The organism is Tateyamaria sp. 7Alg 36 (assembly GCF_059882455.1).
Genome location: NZ_CM187613.1, coordinates 1548992 through 1563841 on the forward strand (window position 1 = coordinate 1548992; position 14850 = coordinate 1563841).

Genomic DNA, 14850 nt, shown 5'->3' on the forward strand with positions numbered 1-14850 from the left:
AGCGCTATGTGGTCAGGGAATCAGGCGTTGCACAAGGCCCACCACGCGCTTGACCAGATTGCTTTCGAACAGGCGCGGGCTGAAATAGGCACCTGCGGCGCGTTTGTTAACCTCGCCAATGGTGGGGTACGGCGCGACCATGGCGGCGACCTTGCTCATCTTCATCTTGTTGGCCAGCACCAGCGCCCAAAGGTTAATCAACTCGCCCGCCTGATAGCCAACGATGGACGCGCCCACAGGCCGCCCCTTGACCACCATGACCTTGATAAAGCCCTTCGTCTTGCGTTCGGCAATGGCGCGGTCATTGTGGTCATAGTGGAACCGCACGACTTCCACCTTGTCGCCATGTTCCTCGCGCGCCTGCGCCTCAGTCAGGCCGACTTGCGCCAGTTCGGGATCGGTATACGTGGCCCACGGGATATGCGCAGTCTTGGCCTTGGACGGAAGCGCGAACAGCATGGACCGGATGATGACCCCCGCGTGATAGCCCGCCACATGGGTGAACTGCATCCCACCCGCCACGTCCCCGATGGCGTAGACACGCCGGTTGGTGGTGCGCAGCGATGCATCCACCTTGATCCCCGTCTTGGTCGTTTCGATCCCCGCCGCCTCATGCGCCAGCTTGTCGGTATTGCTTTTGCGGCCCACGGCGACCAGCAGGTGCGATCCTTTGAACGTGCGCCCGTCCTTGGTGTGAACCGTGACCGCGCCCTCGCCCCCTTCGATCTTGGCGGCGAGGGCGTTTTCGGCAATTTCGACCCCTTCGTCGCGCAAGCTGTCCAGCACGATCTGCGCCAGTTCGGGGTCGTCCTTGCCCATGGCCTTATCGCCTTCGATCACCGTGACCTTTGAGCCGAGCCTGATATGCGCCTGCGCCATTTCCATCCCGATGGGACCGCCGCCGATGATCAACAGGTGATCGGGGCGTTCGCGCAACTCCCACAGGGTTTCGTTGGTCAGGTAGGGCACCGTATCGATCCCGTCGATCGGCGGGACAAGGGGGCTCGACCCCGTGGCAATGACCACGCGGCGGGCGGTGATCTCGGTATCGCCAGCCCGCACTTTGTTCTCGGCAACGAAGTGCCCGTATTCGCGGATCACACGCACGCCGAAGCCTTCGAACCTTTCCTGACTGTCCACCGGCGCAATCTGGTCGATCACGCCCTGCACATGATCCTTGGCGGCGGCGTAATCCACCTTTGGTTCGGTGTTGGCGATGCCATAGACCGCGCTGTGGCGCTGTGCGTGGGCCGCCTTGGCACTAGCGATCAGCGCCTTCGAAGGCACGCAGCCGTAGTTCAGGCAATCGCCGCCCATCTTGTGCCCTTCCAGCAGGGTCACATCCGCCCCCATCTGCGCCGCGCCCGCCGCAACGGACAGCCCGCCCGAGCCAGCGCCGATGATCAGGATGTCGGTTTTGATCTGTTTCATGTCAAAGACCCTTCTTGCCGCGCACGGCCTTTAGAATGATGGGCAGTGCAGCCAGCGCGCACAGCCCCAGAATCGGCAACAGAATCGCGGGTTCAAAGATGATCCCCAAATTTGGCGTGTCCCCACGGTCAAACACATCCCCCAGCCCTGCCCCGACCGAGGTGTAGACCACAGCACCTGGTATGATGCCGAGAAAAGTCGAGACCGCGTAGCGCAGCAAAGGCACACCAACGAGGGCCGGCACCAGATTGGCGACAAAAAACGGGACAGCGGGCACCAGCCGGATCAGGAACAGCATGGACCACTGGTTTTCGTCGATGCCTTCCTTGATCTTTTTGACCAGACCGTCGCTTGCATCCATGCCTGCGGCCAGTTTTTCGCCCAAGCCCCAGCGCGCCGCGAGGAAGATTGCGATGGCCCCGGAGGTGGCTCCGATGATGTTGAACAAGGCACCCGGAAAGGTCGCGAACAAAAATCCGCCCGTCAGCGTCATGATCGTCGCACCCGGCAGGGAAAAGCCCGCGATCAGCGCGTAGATGCCCATAAAGCCCAGCGCGGTTAGCACATAGTTTGCATCGCGAAAGGCCAACAGCGCCTCGCGGTTATCCGACAGTGTCTGGAAATTCAGATAGTCGCGCAGTGTAAATGCCCCGACCAGTGCCACCGCACAGATAAGCAGGATCGGCAGCTTGCGCATGATCCCACGCGATTCGCTGACTTGTGTCTCGGACATGCCGTTTTCCTTTGTTATATCGCGCGGATGGTGCAGCGCGTGCCGTGGCCTTTGTGTTACGCCAAACTGTACTGCGGTCTTCCCCGAAAACAGGGCGATCACGGCGCCTTGAATGGATGTGTCGAAAAAGCGCTGTTTTTAACGGGTGCTGAAACATATCCTGCACCGGCCCGCCTAAAACTTGCACGGCTCGGTCATTTTTCGCGCCCAAGGGTTTGACTTGGCCCCATGCGCCCTTTAGAGGACGGGCTTCGAATACTGCCTCATCCCGAATCCGCGGGTCACAGGCCAATAGACCGGAGCCAAAGCGATGAAACGCACATACCAACCTTCCAACCTCGTGCGCAAACGGCGCCACGGTTTCCGCTCGCGCATGGCGACGAAAGCGGGTCGCAAGATCCTCAACGCACGCCGCGCCCGTGGCCGGAAATCGTTGAGCGCGTAAGTCCGCGCTATCAAGGTTTACAAAATGACCCCGCCAGAGGCCACTTCGCCCGACATTTCCGTCGGACAAGGTGCGCCACTGGCGGGGCTTTTGCACGTCGAGACGCTGACAAAGCGCGCGGATTTCCTGCGCGCCGCACGCGCGCGTCGTGTGGTGACCCCTGCCTTTGTGATGCAGTACCGCCCGCGTGGCGAAGGCGACGGGATTCGCGTCGGCTTTACCTGTTCGAAAAAGGTCGGCAACGCAGTCGCCCGCAACCGCGCCAAGCGCCGCCTGCGCGAGATCGCACGCCTTGTACTGCCCCATCACGGCAAGGCAGGCATGGATTATGTGCTGATCGGGCGCGCCGAAGTGACAGCATCCCGCCCCTTTGACCTTTTGCTGCAAGACCTGCGCGACGCGCTGGAACAGGCGTCGTGACGCCGCTGGCCTTTGTCGTGTCGCTGCCTGTGCGCGCCTATCGCTTGGTGTTTTCCCCTTGGGTTGGGTTCAACTGCCGCTACCAGCCGACCTGTAGCGCCTACGCTATGGAGGCGCTGGAAAAGCACGGGGCGATCAAAGGGTCATGGCTTGCGGCGCGGCGGATCGCGCGGTGCCACCCGTGGGGCGGTGACGGCTATGATCCGGTGCCAAAGCGCGACGATCCCTGATCACTGCTTTTCAAAGGTGATGATTACATCGCCAATATCGACACCCGCCCGTTTCATATAGGCGCGGTTCAGCACGCGGTTGTCGTCCAGCAGCCACATCCAGTCATCAAAGGTAACGCGTAGGGTGCCATCTGGCACCGGCAGGTCGATCTGGTATTTCCAATTGAACGTATCGCCCCGCTCTTCCCCTGTTGCCACGCCAATCACGCCGGGGGCAGTGCCGCGCCACGTGTCCGCACCGGTCTTTTGCAGGGTCCAGACGCGCTGTTCGGTGCTTTGGTCCTCGTATATGAAATCCTCAACCAAGGTCAGCGTTTGACCGTCCCATGTGCCGTTAATCTCGACTTCGAACCGGCGGCGCACCGTGCCGAGCACATCCTGAAACTGGCCGTAAGCCAGCACCCGCCCGTCAAAGAATTCCTCAAGGTTCAACTGCCGCCCAGACAGCTTGGCATCGTCGAGCGCGGGCTTGCCCGTACAGGCCGCCAGCATGGTGAACACAAGAACAAAAATCAGCCGCAACATCACCCGCACCCCTTGCTTGGTTGCAAAAGATACGCCCGCGCCCCTCTTTTGGTTCACTCGCGGCGTGGTATAGAGCGCCAACGCGCATGAAAAAGGTCCGCACCATGCTTGATGACAGTGACGACATCCACCCGCTTTTTGCCGGTGCGCCCTCTGGCACAGAGTTCAAAAAGCTGCGCAAACGCATCGTGCGCAACACTCGCGAGGCGATCGAGCAATACGGCATGGTTAACGCGGATGGCCCGCGTGCCAAATGGCTGGTCTGTCTGTCGGGCGGCAAGGACAGCTATACACTGCTGGCGGTGCTTTACGAACTGCAATGGCGCGGCCTGCTGCCCGTCGACATCCTTGCCTGCAATCTGGATCAGGGACAGCCCAATTTCCCCGCCACGGTCCTGCCCGCCTTTCTTGAAAAGATGGGCGTGCCGCACCGGATCGAATACCAAGACACCTATTCCATTGTCGTTGATAAAGTCCCGCAAGGGCGGACCTTTTGCGCACTGTGTTCGCGGCTGCGACGCGGCAATCTGTACCGGATCGCACGCGAGGAAGGGTGCAGCGCCGTGGTGCTGGGCCATCACCGCGACGATATTCTTGAGACGTTTTTCATGAACCTGTTCCACGGCGGACGCCTTGCGACGATGCCGCCGAAACTGGTGAACGAAGAGGGCGATCTGTTCGTCTATCGCCCGCTTGCCCATGTGGCCGAAGTCGACTGCGAAAAGTTCGCCAAGGCCATGAATTACCCCATTATTCCTTGCGACCTCTGCGGCAGTCAGGACGGACTGCAACGCCAGCAGGTCAAACAGATTCTCGACGGTTGGGAGGCGAACAGCCCCGGTCGACGTCAGGTCATGTTCCGGTCGCTGATGAATGCACGGCCCTCGCATCTTCTGGATCCGAAACTGTTCGATTTTCAGGGGCTTTCCCTGCGTCCCAAAGAAATTGATGAAAAATCGGGGGATATTCCCGACCTGCGTTAAAGGCCCGCTCACGAACCTCTCTTACAAAGGGCGCGTCCGCTGTGTTGTGCGGGCATGACCCGAGGGGATGACACATGCGTGTGAGGCGACCAGGCTCTGTGGCCGAAATTCGAGACAGGGTGGCAGCCGCCTTTGCGGGGCCGCAAACGCTCGCCTTTCTACCTGCGCTGTGCCTTGCTGGCTTCTGGCTGGGGGGTGAGGTTGCCCTGATCGCCATCGCGCTGAGCCTACCGATGCTTTGGGCCATGTTGGGCGGCTTTGATCGGGTGGTGAACAACCGTGTGGCGCGCATGGCCACGTCGGGCCTTGTGTCTATGGACGCCTTCCAGAACAAGGTGCAGTCGGTGCGCGCGGATTGCCGTACCAACGGATCAACCAGTGCGCTGTTGATGGTGGAACTGGACGATTTCACCGCGCTCAACAGCCGCTTCGAACCCGGTGCCATTGATCTGATCCTGAAAACCATTGCGCGGCGCATCCAAACCGTCACCCGCGATGGCGATACCCTTTCCCACACCGGAGAAAGGGGATTTGCCATCTGCCTGTCGCCGGTCAAACATCTGGATCTGGAAAGCTGCATCCAGCTGAGCGGGCGCATTCAGCAAGCTATCGAAGAACCGATCGCGATTGATGGGGTTGCGGTCTATTCTTCGGCCTGTGTCGGGTTCTGCCAACTGGCGCGCGCGCCCGGAACCACGGGGCAGGACTGGGCCAACGCCGCAGCCGCCGCATTGAAAGAGGCGCAACAACGCGGCCCCACCTCGGTACGGGCCTATTCCATCGAATTGCACGCGCGCCTGAAAAACCGCGCCGAGTTGCGGGACGAGGTCGTGATCGCACTGGAAAACGGCATGATCCAGCCGTGGTTCCAGCCCCAAATTTCGACCGATACCGGAAAAGTAACGGGTTTCGAAGCGCTTGCCCGCTGGATACACCCCGAACGCGGGGCAGTATCTCCGTCCGAATTCCTGCCAGCGGTCGAGGAATCCGGCCTGCTGGAACGGTTGGCCGAAGTGATGCTGTACCACACCTTCACCGCGCTGAAAGCATGGGACGCCGCAGGAGTTAAAGTGCCCCATGTCGGCGTGAACTTCAGCGGTGCGGAACTGAACAACCCCAAACTGGTGGACAAGATCCGCTGGGAACTGGACCGTTTCGACCTGACGCCTGACAGGATTGCGGTAGAGATCCTTGAAACCGTGGTTACAGATTCCCTCGACGATACGATCACGCGGAACATCAACGCGCTGACGGAACTGGGCTGCCGCATTGATCTGGATGATTTCGGGACGGGGCATGCCTCTATCTCGTCGATCCGCCGCTTTGGCGTGGGCCGGATCAAGATCGACCGTTCCTTTGTAATCAAGGCCGACCGCGACCCCGAACAGCAACGCATGATCAGCGCGGTCCTGACCATGGCAGAGCGGTTAGGCGTCGAAACCTTGGCCGAAGGGGTCGAAACCGCTGGCGAACACGCGCTGCTGGCGCAACTGGGATGCGACTATGTTCAGGGGTTCGGCATCGCCCGTCCGATGCCCTTTGAAAAAACCCTCGACTGGGTGCGCGCGCATGAGGCCAAGTTGCACAAGACGCCGACGATCCGGTCCCGCCGCTCAAGCTAGCGGCATGCACGCGCCGCATCGCGCTTGACCCGGCTGGACCGAAGCGCCGCCAAGCGCGCCCTACCCCACGGCAAATCGTCGCAAACTATCCGTTCACACTGCAGCGGGACACTCACACCACCGCCCACACCGCAGGAAAGAGGGCGAATCCGCTTGACCTTTGGGCCTGCACTCTGTTGAACCCGACCAAAGTTTCAGACAGCAGGTGGCAGTCCAGATGGACGATCAGAACAAGAACCTTATTCTTGCGACAGCACTCAGTTTCCTCGTGATCCTCGTATGGTTTGTGTTGTTTCCCCCCACAGAACCAGAGGTTCCGCTTGATACGGCGCCAGTGGCTTCGACCGCAGATGGCGGCGCGGGCACTGTTCCCGCACCGGCGGCGACTGGGGATGCGGCGCTGGCGACACAGCCCGCCACCCAAGCGGATGAAACCGCTGATGCGCCCCGCATCGACATCGACACGGCACGGCTTAGCGGGTCGATCTCGCTGGCGGGTGGTCGTCTGGATGACCTGCGCCTGAAGGATTACCGTGAAAGCCTTGAGCCGAACGCCGATATCGTGACCATGTTGTCACCTGTCGGGTCGGCCGGTGCCTATTACGCCTTGCACGGCTGGGCCCCCGGCAGCGGGCTGGCCGCCGATGCGGTGCCTGGGCCGAACACGCTCTGGCAACAGGTCGAAGGCGACACGCTCAGCGCCGCCTCGCCCGTCACGCTGGAATGGGACAACGGTGCCGGACAGGTGTTCCGCCGCACCATCAGTGTCGATGACGACTTTATGTTCACCGTCACGCAGTCGGTCACCAACACCTCCGAAACACCCGTGCGCGCCGCGCCTTACGGCATGATCACGCGCCACGGCATTCCCGAAGACATCCGCAACTTCTTTATCCTGCACGAAGGTGCGGTTTCGATGTCCGACGGCGAACTCGCCGAAACCGATTGGGACGATATTCCCGACGCGGATGTAGATGCCGAATGGGGCCGCCCCGCCATAGTCGAAAAAGGCGTCAGCGAAGGCTGGATCGGCTTTACCGACCACTACTGGCAGTCGATCCTCATCCCCACAGGCGTGGCAAGCTTTGACCAAGCACTGACCTATGCACCGCGCAGCGATGTGTTCCGCGCTGTTACGCGCCTGCCCACACAGGACATCGCGGCCGGCCAGACGGTCACCGTCACATCGCAACTGTTCGCAGGGGCCAAGGAATGGGAAACCATTCAGGAATACGAACGCCAAGGTGTTGCAGGCCTAATCGACAGCATCGACTGGGGCTGGTTCTTCTTCCTGACCAAGCCGATCTTCTGGCTGCTGCACGAGTTGAACAAGCTGATTGGCAACATGGGCTGGTCCATCATCGGCCTCACGCTGATCATCAAGGCCGTACTGTTCCCGCTGGCCTATAAATCCTACGTGTCGATGGCGAAGATGAAAGAGCTTCAGCCCCGCATGGAGAAGCTGAAAGAAGCCGCTGGCGACGACAAGCAAAAGCTCCAGCAAGGCATGATGGAGCTGTACAAAAAGGAAAAGGTGAACCCCGCCGCGGGCTGTCTGCCGATCCTGTTGCAGATCCCGATTTTCTTCTCTCTCTACAAGGTGATCTTTGTCACGATCGAACTGCGTCACGCGCCCTTCTTTGGTCCGTTCCAAGACCTGAGCGCGCCTGATCCGACCACCATCCTGAACCTGTTCGGTCTGCTGCCGCTGGATGCGCCCGATCCGAACTCGATCATGGCGCTGATCTTTATCGGTATCCTGCCGATCCTGCTGGGTGTGTCGATGTGGCTGCAGCAAAAGCTGAACCCAGCGCCCACCGATCCGACACAGCAGATGATCTTTGCGTGGATGCCTTGGGTCTTCATGTTCATGCTGGGCGGTTTTGCCAGCGGGCTGGTCGTCTACTGGATCGCGAACAACACGATCACCTTCACGCAGCAATACCTGATCATGCGCAGCCAAGGGTACAAACCCGACCTGCTGGGCAACATCAAGGGCAGCTTCAAAAAGCGTGAAAAGGCTGCGGCCGCGAACGACACCAAAGCGCCAAGCAAAAAGGGTGGCAAGTGATCATGCGGGTTGCCGCGCTCTATCGTCATCCGATCAAAAGCCACGGGCGCGAGCAGATCGAACAGGTCACATTGACCGAAGGGCAGACAATGCCATGGGACCGTGTGTGGGCTGTGATCCACGACAAGTCCAAGTTCGATCCCGCCGCGCCCGAATGGGTGCCCTGCCGGAACTTCATGATCGGCTCGCGCACCCCCGGTCTGGTCGGTATCTGGGCCAAGCTAGACGAAGCCGCGCGTCGCATCACCCTGCGCCACACCGATCTGGGCGAGATTACTTTTTGCCCCGATGACGCCACGGATGCGGGCCGTTTCCTCGACTGGGTCACGCCACTGTGTCCCGAAGAACGCGGTTTGCCCACCGGCATTGTAAACGCGCCCGAGCGTGGCTTGACCGACAGCAAGATCGCGTCGGTGTCGATCATGAATATGGCCAGCCACGACGCCGTCGCCGCCACGCTGGACAAACCTATCGGGATCGAACGCTGGCGCGGGAACATCTTCCTCGACGACGTGCCTGCGTGGGCAGAAATGGAATGGCTGGGCCGTGATATCCGCATCGGCGACGCGGTTTTGCGCGTGCGCGAACGCATCCGGCGGTGCAGTGTCACCAACACCAATCCCGAAACGGGCGTGCGCGACACGCAAACACTTGATGCCCTGAACACCCATTTCGGCCATCAGGATTTCGGCGTCTACGCCGAGGTTGTTCAATCCGGCGCCCTGAATGTGGGTGCCAAGGCGGAGTTGTTGTGATGCAGTTGCCTTTCCCCATTGCCGAAGCCCCCGATGCTTTTACCGAAGAAAAAGGCCGCCTGTTGTTCGCGGGCGAGACCGAGTTCGTCAAAGGCGTTGTCGCTATGTCGGGCCTGCCCCCTGCCGATCGGCTCGAGGTGTGCTTTGCCGGACGTTCGAACGTGGGCAAGTCCACGTTGATCAACGCGCTGACAGGGCGCAAAGGTCTGGCGCGTGCTTCCAACACGCCGGGACGGACGCAAGAGATCAACTACTTCACTGCAGGCGAAGACCACTATCTGGTCGACCTGCCCGGCTATGGCTATGCCAACGCGCCGCTGCCTGTGGTCGAGAAATGGCAGAAGCTGCTCAAACAGTACCTGTCGGGTCGCCAGACCCTGCGCCGCGCCTTTGTGCTGATCGACGGGCGTCACGGCGTCAAAAAGGTCGACGAGGAAATCATGTCGCTGCTCGACAGTGCGGCGGTGACATTTCAGGTCGTGCTGACCAAGTCCGACAAGGTGAAGGCCGCCGACCGTGAACGCGTGCTGGATGTGACGCGCAAGGCGCTGTCCAAACACCCCGCTGCCTTCCCCGAGATCGTGCTGAGCTCAAGCGAAAAGGGCGATGGGATCGCCACCTTGCGTGCCATCATTGCGACGCTGGAATAGCGTCCGGCCCCTCGCTATGATGCTGCAAAAGGCTAGCAAATGAGAAAACAGAATATGAATCGCGACTGGATCGCCACCGCCCGCACGCTGAGCGAGGCCCTGCCCTATTTTCAGCGGTTTGTGGACGCCACTGTCGTGATCAAGCTGGGCGGTCACGCCATGGGCAGCGACGAGGCGATGGATGAATTCGCGCGCGATGTGGCCCTGATGCGGCAGGTCGGGGTCAATCCGGTCATCGTCCATGGGGGCGGGCCGATGATCAACGACATGCTGACCCGTCTGAACATCAAATCCGAGTTTCTGAACGGCAAGCGGATCACCGACGCGGCCACGATGGAAGTGGTCGAAATGGTCCTGTCCGGCGTGGTGAACAGCCGCATCGTGCAGGCGATCACCGAACAGGGCGGTGTTGCGGTTGGCGTGTCCGGCAAGGATGGCGGTTTGATCATCTGCGATCAGGAAAACCCCGAGCTTGGCCTTGTCGGCCACCCGACCGAGGTGAACCCGAAACTGCTGCGCGACTTTGCAGAAAAGGGCATCATCCCCGTCATCGCCCCGCTGGGCATGGGCCGCAATGGCGAGACCTATAACCTGAACGGCGACACGGCGGCGGGGGCCATTGCCGCCGCTCTTAAGGCGGACCGTTTGTTGCTGCTGACGGATGTGGCAGGGGTCAAGAACGCGCAGGGCGAAGTACTGACGGAACTCAAGGCCGAACAGATCCGTGAAATGGTCGCCGATGGCACCATCGCGGGCGGCATGATCCCCAAGACGCAGACCGCGCTGGATGCGCTTGAAGGCGGCGTGCGCGCTGCCGTGATCCTTGATGGTCGTGCACCCAATGCCTGCCTGCTGGAACTGTTCACCGAACATGGTGCAGGGTCGATCATCCGCCCGCAGTAACGCACTTGCAGTGACGCAAATGTGTCGTTCAACCACATTGCCCTGATGCGCCCGTCCGCTACAGTCAGCGTATGGAAAACGAAGTCTTCATTCGCTTTGGCGTCTTTCTGGGCCTGTTCGCAATCCTTGCCGCGACTGAAACGCTGATGCCGCGCCGTGTGCGTTCGCAGAAACGGTCGAAGCGGTGGGTGACGAACTGGGGCATTACCATAGCGAACACGGTGCTGCTGCGCGTGATGGCACTGGCGCTTCCCCTGCTTGCCGTCGGTGCGGCGGTGGACGCGCAGGCGCAGGGCTGGGGCCTGTTCAATCTGGTTAACCTCCCGCAATGGATCGAGGTGGTCGTGGCGATCCTGATCCTTGATCTCGTGATCTGGGCGCAACATCTGATCACGCATAAAGTGCCGCTGCTGTGGCGCTTGCACCGTGTGCACCATGCCGATGTGGACATGGATGTGACCACCGCGATCCGCTTTCACCCTGTCGAGATCGGCCTGTCCATGATCCTGAAAATCGGCGTCGTGTATCTGCTTGGCCCTTCGGCCGTGGCTGTCATCCTGTTCGAGATCATCCTGAACGGCACCGCCATGTTCAACCACGCCAATATCCGCCTGCCGCTGTGGCTCGACGCGATCGTGCGGCGCGTGCTGGTGACGCCCGACATGCACCGCGTGCACCATTCGGTGCATCGCAGCGAGCATGACAGCAATTACGGCTTCTCCCTGTCGATCTGGGACCGCATGTTCGGCACCTATATCGCGCAGCCCGCCGCGGGCCATGACAAGATGAAGGTGGGGCTGGAATGGCAGGATGACCGCCCTGCCCGTTTGGGCTGGTCCCTTGGCCTGCCGTTCGCACGGAAATGACGCCGACCGAGATTGCGCAGGCCGTCGCGCCGCACGGGTTGATGGTGATGGGCCACACGGGCCATCGGGTTCTGATCGGCACCGATGCGGACTGGTGGGAAGTATTTACCCACAGCGACGAATATAACGACACGCTTCCCGACCCGATTGATCGCTGGTCCAAGCGTATCCTTTGCGCGCTGGCCGACCGCATCGGCGCACAAGCGGTGTTTCCGTCAGACGGGCCGCCCTATTCGCCCTTTATCGCGTGGGCCCTGGCCACGGGGCGGTTCTGGCAAAGCCCGACGGGCATGATGGTGCACGACACGGCGGGCCTTATGATATCGATCCGCGGCGCGCTGGAGCTGCCCCTGCCCTATACAGACGTCCCTGCCGCGCCCAGCGCTTGTGAGGCCTGCGCCACACACCCCTGCGTCTCTGCCTGCCCCGTGAGGGCGCTGCACGCGGATGCTGCCTATGATGTGCCTGCGTGCAAGGCCTTCCTTGATACGCCCGCAGGCGAGCGTTGCATGACGCTAGGATGTGAAGTGCGCCGCGCCTGCCCTGTCAGCCAGCGCTTTGGCCGCGAAGACACGCAATCCGCATTCCATATGAAGGCATTCCACCCATGACCCGCACCCTGATCCTGATGCGCCACGCGAAATCCGCGTGGGACGATCCGGACCTGTCCGATCACGAACGCCCGCTGAACCAACGCGGTCGCGCCTCGGCCACGGCGATGGGCGACTGGTTGCGCCGCAACGGCCATGTGCCCGACAGCGCCGTCAGTTCCGGCAGTACCCGCACACGGCAGACCTTTGACGGCTTGGCGCTGGATATACCCGTGCACTATACGGACGCGCTGTACCATGCGGGGGCCGAACGGATGTTTGATGTACTGCGCGCCCAGACCGCGGCGAAAGTCCTGATGCTGGGCCACAATCCGGGCATTGCGGAATTTGCCGACCGGCTGGTTACACAGCCCCCGAACCACGCACGCTTTACCGACTATCCGACCGGCGCGGTCACGGTCATCAGGTTCGATACCGAGGGCTGGAACAAAATCGGCTGGCACAGTGGCCAGCCGATAGACTTCGCGATCCCGCGCGAGGTGATGGCGTAAGGGCGAACGCGTCCGCCCGAACGATTTTAGTGGCCGAGGATCTGGCTCAGGAACAACTGGGTCCGCGGGCTTTGCGGGTTGTTAAAGAACTCTTCCGGCTCGTTCTGTTCGACGATCTGGCCTTCGTCCATAAAGATCACGCGGTTGGCCACCTGACGGGCAAAGCCCATCTCGTGCGTGACGCACAGCATGGTCATGCCTTCTTCGGCGAGTTCCACCATCGTATCGAGCACTTCCTTGATCATTTCTGGATCAAGCGCCGACGTGGGTTCGTCAAACAGCATGATACGCGGACGCATGCACAAGGAACGCGCGATAGCTACACGCTGCTGCTGGCCGCCCGACAACTGGCCGGGGTATTTGTCGGCCTGATCGGGGATCTTCACCTTCTCAAGGAAGTGCATCGCGATCTCTTCGGCTTCTCTCTTGGGTGTTTTACGTACCCAGATCGGCGCCAGCGTGCAGTTTTCCAGAATGGTCAGATGCGGGAACAGGTTGAAGTGCTGAAAGCACATGCCAACCTCGGAACGGATCTTGTCGATGTTCTTGACGTCCGAAGACAGAACCGTGCCATCCACCGTGATCCGGCCCTGTTGGTGCTCTTCCAGCGCGTTGATACAGCGGATCAGGGTCGATTTACCCGACCCCGAAGGGCCCGCAATCACGATCCGCTCGCCCTGATAAACAGTCAGGTCGATATCCCGCAGCACATGGAAGGTGCCGTACCACTTGTTCATTTTCTCGATGGAAATGGCAACTTCGTCGGAAACGCTCATTTCTACTGCTTTTTCAGCCATGTCAGCCACTCCTTATCAGCGGTGATCGGTCGCGAGTTGGCGTTCCAGCCACTGCGAGTATTGAGAGATGCCGTAGCACACGACAAAGAAGAGAAGCGCGGCAAAGCCGAGCAATTCCCAGTAAACCCCGTTCCATTCGGTCGAGGCGAGGATGGGACCACGGATCATGCCGACCAAATCGAACATCGAGATGACCGAAACGAGTGTGGTGTCCTTGAACAGGCCCACCGCCACGTTCACGATGCCCGGGATCGAGATCTTCAGCGCCTGTGGCAGGATGATCAGGCGCATCGCTTGCGCGTAATCAAGGCCAAGGCTGTCTGCCGCCTCGTACTGGCCACGTGGCAGGGCCGCGAGGCCGCCGCGGATCACCTCGGCGATATAGGCCGCCGAGAACATTGTGATCATGATCACCACGCGCAGGAACAGGTCGGTTGTCGTGCCGGGCGGGAAGAAATAGGCCAGCATCACCGACGCCACAAACAGCAGCGTGATCAGCGGCACGCCACGGATGAATTCAATGAAGACCACGCAAATCCATTTGATCAGCGGCATGTGCGACTGACGCCCCAGTGCCAACGCGATACCCAGCGGCACCGACAGTGACACACAGGCAACGCCCAGCATCATGTTGAGCATGAAGCCACCCAGATCGCGCGAAGGCACTGCTGGCAACATGGCCGTGGCGCTCGCGTCATCAGGGATCAGCAGACCACCGATGAACCACACCACGATGGCAGCGACCACACCGCCAAAGAAACCGGCGGCAAAGTTGGACGATACCAGACGGCCATAGACCAGATAACCCGCAACGAAACCGACCAGCGCCACCAGTGGCGTCAGGATCGTGCCGCCCCAGATCAGGTAGTAGGCAAGGAACGGGAACAGCGCTGTAAACGCCAGCAACTTGCGGGGCAGTTTGAAAAACAGCACCGGCGCTGCGGCAAAGAAGAACAGCACGAAGGTCAGCAAAGGCCGCCAGTACTGGTCCGTCGGATATTTGAACCCGAACAAAAGCTGGTTCCAGCGTTCGGTCAGGACCGAGAAACAGCCCCCCGCGACCCCGTCCAGAACCTCGCGGCATTCCGACAGGCTGGACGTTGTCCAGACACCGTTGAATACCCATGGCACGATGGCCTTGAGGATCAGGTAGATCACGTAAAGCGACAGCAGGGTCAGCACCGTATAGGCGGGCGTCGAGAACAGGTTGTCCTTGGCCCATTTGGTCGGCCCCGAGGTCACAAAAGGCGGGTCCGCCTGCGGGATGGTTTCGGTGCGAACGAAAGCGACAGAATGTGCATGCGTATCTGACATGGC

The 14850-nt window shown here is 60.7% G+C and carries 17 protein-coding genes; 12 read left to right on the plus strand and 5 right to left on the minus strand.

The genetic code is table 11. The annotated features are described in order from the left end of the window. Positions 1-12 precede the first annotated feature (12 nt). Positions 13-1431 carry a dihydrolipoyl dehydrogenase family protein gene (locus tag AC6GQJ_RS07490; protein WP_500773321.1) on the minus strand — a complete coding sequence of 473 codons (1419 nt, stop codon included), beginning with the start codon at positions 1429-1431 and terminating at the stop codon, positions 13-15. A 1-nt stretch (position 1432) separates the two neighbouring features. Further along, positions 1433-2164, minus strand: coding sequence for a TVP38/TMEM64 family protein (locus tag AC6GQJ_RS07495; protein WP_500773323.1), 732 nt, complete (start codon positions 2162-2164; stop codon positions 1433-1435). 310 nt (positions 2165-2474) lie between these two features. Between AC6GQJ_RS07495 and rpmH the strand changes: the two genes are divergently transcribed. The 3 genes from rpmH to yidD are packed head-to-tail and all read left to right on the plus strand — an operon-like array spanning position 2475 to position 3259. Next, complete coding sequence (gene rpmH, locus AC6GQJ_RS07500) at positions 2475-2609, plus strand: 50S ribosomal protein L34 (RefSeq protein ID WP_048599009.1); 135 nt, start codon at positions 2475-2477, stop codon at positions 2607-2609. Positions 2610-2633: 24 nt separating this feature from the next. After that, on the plus strand, positions 2634-3029 hold the full coding sequence (rnpA, locus tag AC6GQJ_RS07505) for a ribonuclease P protein component (protein ID WP_500773326.1): 396 nt from the start codon (positions 2634-2636) through the stop codon (positions 3027-3029). After that, on the plus strand, positions 3026-3259 hold the full coding sequence (yidD, locus tag AC6GQJ_RS07510; protein WP_500773328.1) for a membrane protein insertion efficiency factor YidD: 234 nt from the start codon (positions 3026-3028) through the stop codon (positions 3257-3259). Before rnpA ends, yidD begins: the two co-directional genes overlap by 4 nt. Here yidD and AC6GQJ_RS07515 read toward each other — a convergent pair whose 3' ends face one another. Then, positions 3260-3784, minus strand: coding sequence for a DUF3833 domain-containing protein (locus AC6GQJ_RS07515; protein ID WP_500773330.1), 525 nt, complete (start codon positions 3782-3784; stop codon positions 3260-3262). A 104-nt stretch (positions 3785-3888) separates the two neighbouring features. Between AC6GQJ_RS07515 and ttcA the strand changes: the two genes are divergently transcribed. The 9 genes from ttcA (at position 3889) to AC6GQJ_RS07560 (ending at position 12736) form a co-directional block, all read left to right on the plus strand. Next, complete coding sequence (gene ttcA / locus AC6GQJ_RS07520) at positions 3889-4767, plus strand: tRNA 2-thiocytidine(32) synthetase TtcA (protein WP_500773332.1); 879 nt, start codon at positions 3889-3891, stop codon at positions 4765-4767. Positions 4768-4841: 74 nt separating this feature from the next. Continuing rightward, entirely contained in the window at positions 4842-6389 is a 1548-nt protein-coding gene (locus AC6GQJ_RS07525) for a putative bifunctional diguanylate cyclase/phosphodiesterase (protein ID WP_500773334.1), read from the plus strand. A 217-nt stretch (positions 6390-6606) separates the two neighbouring features. Next, positions 6607-8460, plus strand: a complete 1854-nt coding sequence (gene yidC, locus AC6GQJ_RS07530) for a membrane protein insertase YidC (protein WP_500773336.1) — start codon at positions 6607-6609, stop codon at positions 8458-8460. 2 nt (positions 8461-8462) lie between these two features. Further along, entirely contained in the window at positions 8463-9215 is a 753-nt protein-coding gene (locus AC6GQJ_RS07535) for an MOSC domain-containing protein (protein WP_500773845.1), read from the plus strand. After that, the gene (gene yihA, locus AC6GQJ_RS07540) at positions 9215-9865 is read left to right on the plus strand and encodes a ribosome biogenesis GTP-binding protein YihA/YsxC (RefSeq protein WP_500773338.1); all 651 of its coding nucleotides are present in this window, start codon (positions 9215-9217) and stop codon (positions 9863-9865) included. The genes AC6GQJ_RS07535 and yihA overlap by 1 nt, the downstream gene beginning before the upstream one ends. A 39-nt stretch (positions 9866-9904) precedes the next feature. After that, on the plus strand, positions 9905-10768 hold the full coding sequence (gene argB, locus AC6GQJ_RS07545) for an acetylglutamate kinase (protein ID WP_500773340.1): 864 nt from the start codon (positions 9905-9907) through the stop codon (positions 10766-10768). 71 nt (positions 10769-10839) lie between these two features. Then, positions 10840-11634, plus strand: coding sequence for a sterol desaturase family protein (locus AC6GQJ_RS07550; protein WP_500773342.1), 795 nt, complete (start codon positions 10840-10842; stop codon positions 11632-11634). Then, positions 11631-12245: a ferredoxin gene (locus AC6GQJ_RS07555; protein ID WP_500773344.1), complete on the plus strand. Its 615-nt coding sequence runs from the start codon at positions 11631-11633 to the stop codon at positions 12243-12245. Before AC6GQJ_RS07550 ends, AC6GQJ_RS07555 begins: the two co-directional genes overlap by 4 nt. Further along, positions 12242-12736, plus strand: coding sequence for a SixA phosphatase family protein (locus tag AC6GQJ_RS07560; protein WP_500773346.1), 495 nt, complete (start codon positions 12242-12244; stop codon positions 12734-12736). Before AC6GQJ_RS07555 ends, AC6GQJ_RS07560 begins: the two co-directional genes overlap by 4 nt. Positions 12737-12762: 26 nt before the next feature. Here the strand turns inward: AC6GQJ_RS07560 and AC6GQJ_RS07565 are convergent, their stop codons facing one another. Then, a complete protein-coding gene (locus AC6GQJ_RS07565; protein ID WP_500773348.1) occupies positions 12763-13533 on the minus strand; it encodes an amino acid ABC transporter ATP-binding protein in 771 nt (256 codons plus the stop codon). Positions 13534-13548: 15 nt separating this feature from the next. Beyond that, on the minus strand, positions 13549-14847 hold the full coding sequence (locus tag AC6GQJ_RS07570; RefSeq protein ID WP_500773350.1) for an amino acid ABC transporter permease: 1299 nt from the start codon (positions 14845-14847) through the stop codon (positions 13549-13551). Positions 14848-14850: the final 3 nt, after the last annotated feature.

Bases quoted from the DNA above. Each gene is read 5' to 3' on its own strand.
- AC6GQJ_RS07570 (WP_500773350.1), bottom strand. From the start codon at position 14,847: ATGTCAGATACGCATGCACATTCTGTCGCTTTCGTTCGCACCGAAACC.
- rnpA (WP_500773326.1), top strand. From the start codon at position 2,634: ATGACCCCGCCAGAGGCCACTTCGCCCGACATTTCCGTCGGACAAGGT.
- AC6GQJ_RS07515 (WP_500773330.1), bottom strand. From the start codon at position 3,784: ATGTTGCGGCTGATTTTTGTTCTTGTGTTCACCATGCTGGCGGCCTGT.
- AC6GQJ_RS07535 (WP_500773845.1), top strand. From the start codon at position 8,463: ATGCGGGTTGCCGCGCTCTATCGTCATCCGATCAAAAGCCACGGGCGC.
- argB (WP_500773340.1), top strand. From the start codon at position 9,905: ATGAGAAAACAGAATATGAATCGCGACTGGATCGCCACCGCCCGCACG.
- AC6GQJ_RS07490 (WP_500773321.1), bottom strand. From the start codon at position 1,431: ATGAAACAGATCAAAACCGACATCCTGATCATCGGCGCTGGCTCGGGC.
- AC6GQJ_RS07550 (WP_500773342.1), top strand. From the start codon at position 10,840: ATGGAAAACGAAGTCTTCATTCGCTTTGGCGTCTTTCTGGGCCTGTTC.
- yidC (WP_500773336.1), top strand. From the start codon at position 6,607: ATGGACGATCAGAACAAGAACCTTATTCTTGCGACAGCACTCAGTTTC.
- AC6GQJ_RS07565 (WP_500773348.1), bottom strand. From the start codon at position 13,533: ATGGCTGAAAAAGCAGTAGAAATGAGCGTTTCCGACGAAGTTGCCATT.
- AC6GQJ_RS07560 (WP_500773346.1), top strand. From the start codon at position 12,242: ATGACCCGCACCCTGATCCTGATGCGCCACGCGAAATCCGCGTGGGAC.
- yihA (WP_500773338.1), top strand. From the start codon at position 9,215: ATGCAGTTGCCTTTCCCCATTGCCGAAGCCCCCGATGCTTTTACCGAA.
- AC6GQJ_RS07495 (WP_500773323.1), bottom strand. From the start codon at position 2,164: ATGTCCGAGACACAAGTCAGCGAATCGCGTGGGATCATGCGCAAGCTG.
- AC6GQJ_RS07555 (WP_500773344.1), top strand. From the start codon at position 11,631: ATGACGCCGACCGAGATTGCGCAGGCCGTCGCGCCGCACGGGTTGATG.
- ttcA (WP_500773332.1), top strand. From the start codon at position 3,889: ATGCTTGATGACAGTGACGACATCCACCCGCTTTTTGCCGGTGCGCCC.
- AC6GQJ_RS07525 (WP_500773334.1), top strand. From the start codon at position 4,842: ATGCGTGTGAGGCGACCAGGCTCTGTGGCCGAAATTCGAGACAGGGTG.
- rpmH (WP_048599009.1), top strand. From the start codon at position 2,475: ATGAAACGCACATACCAACCTTCCAACCTCGTGCGCAAACGGCGCCAC.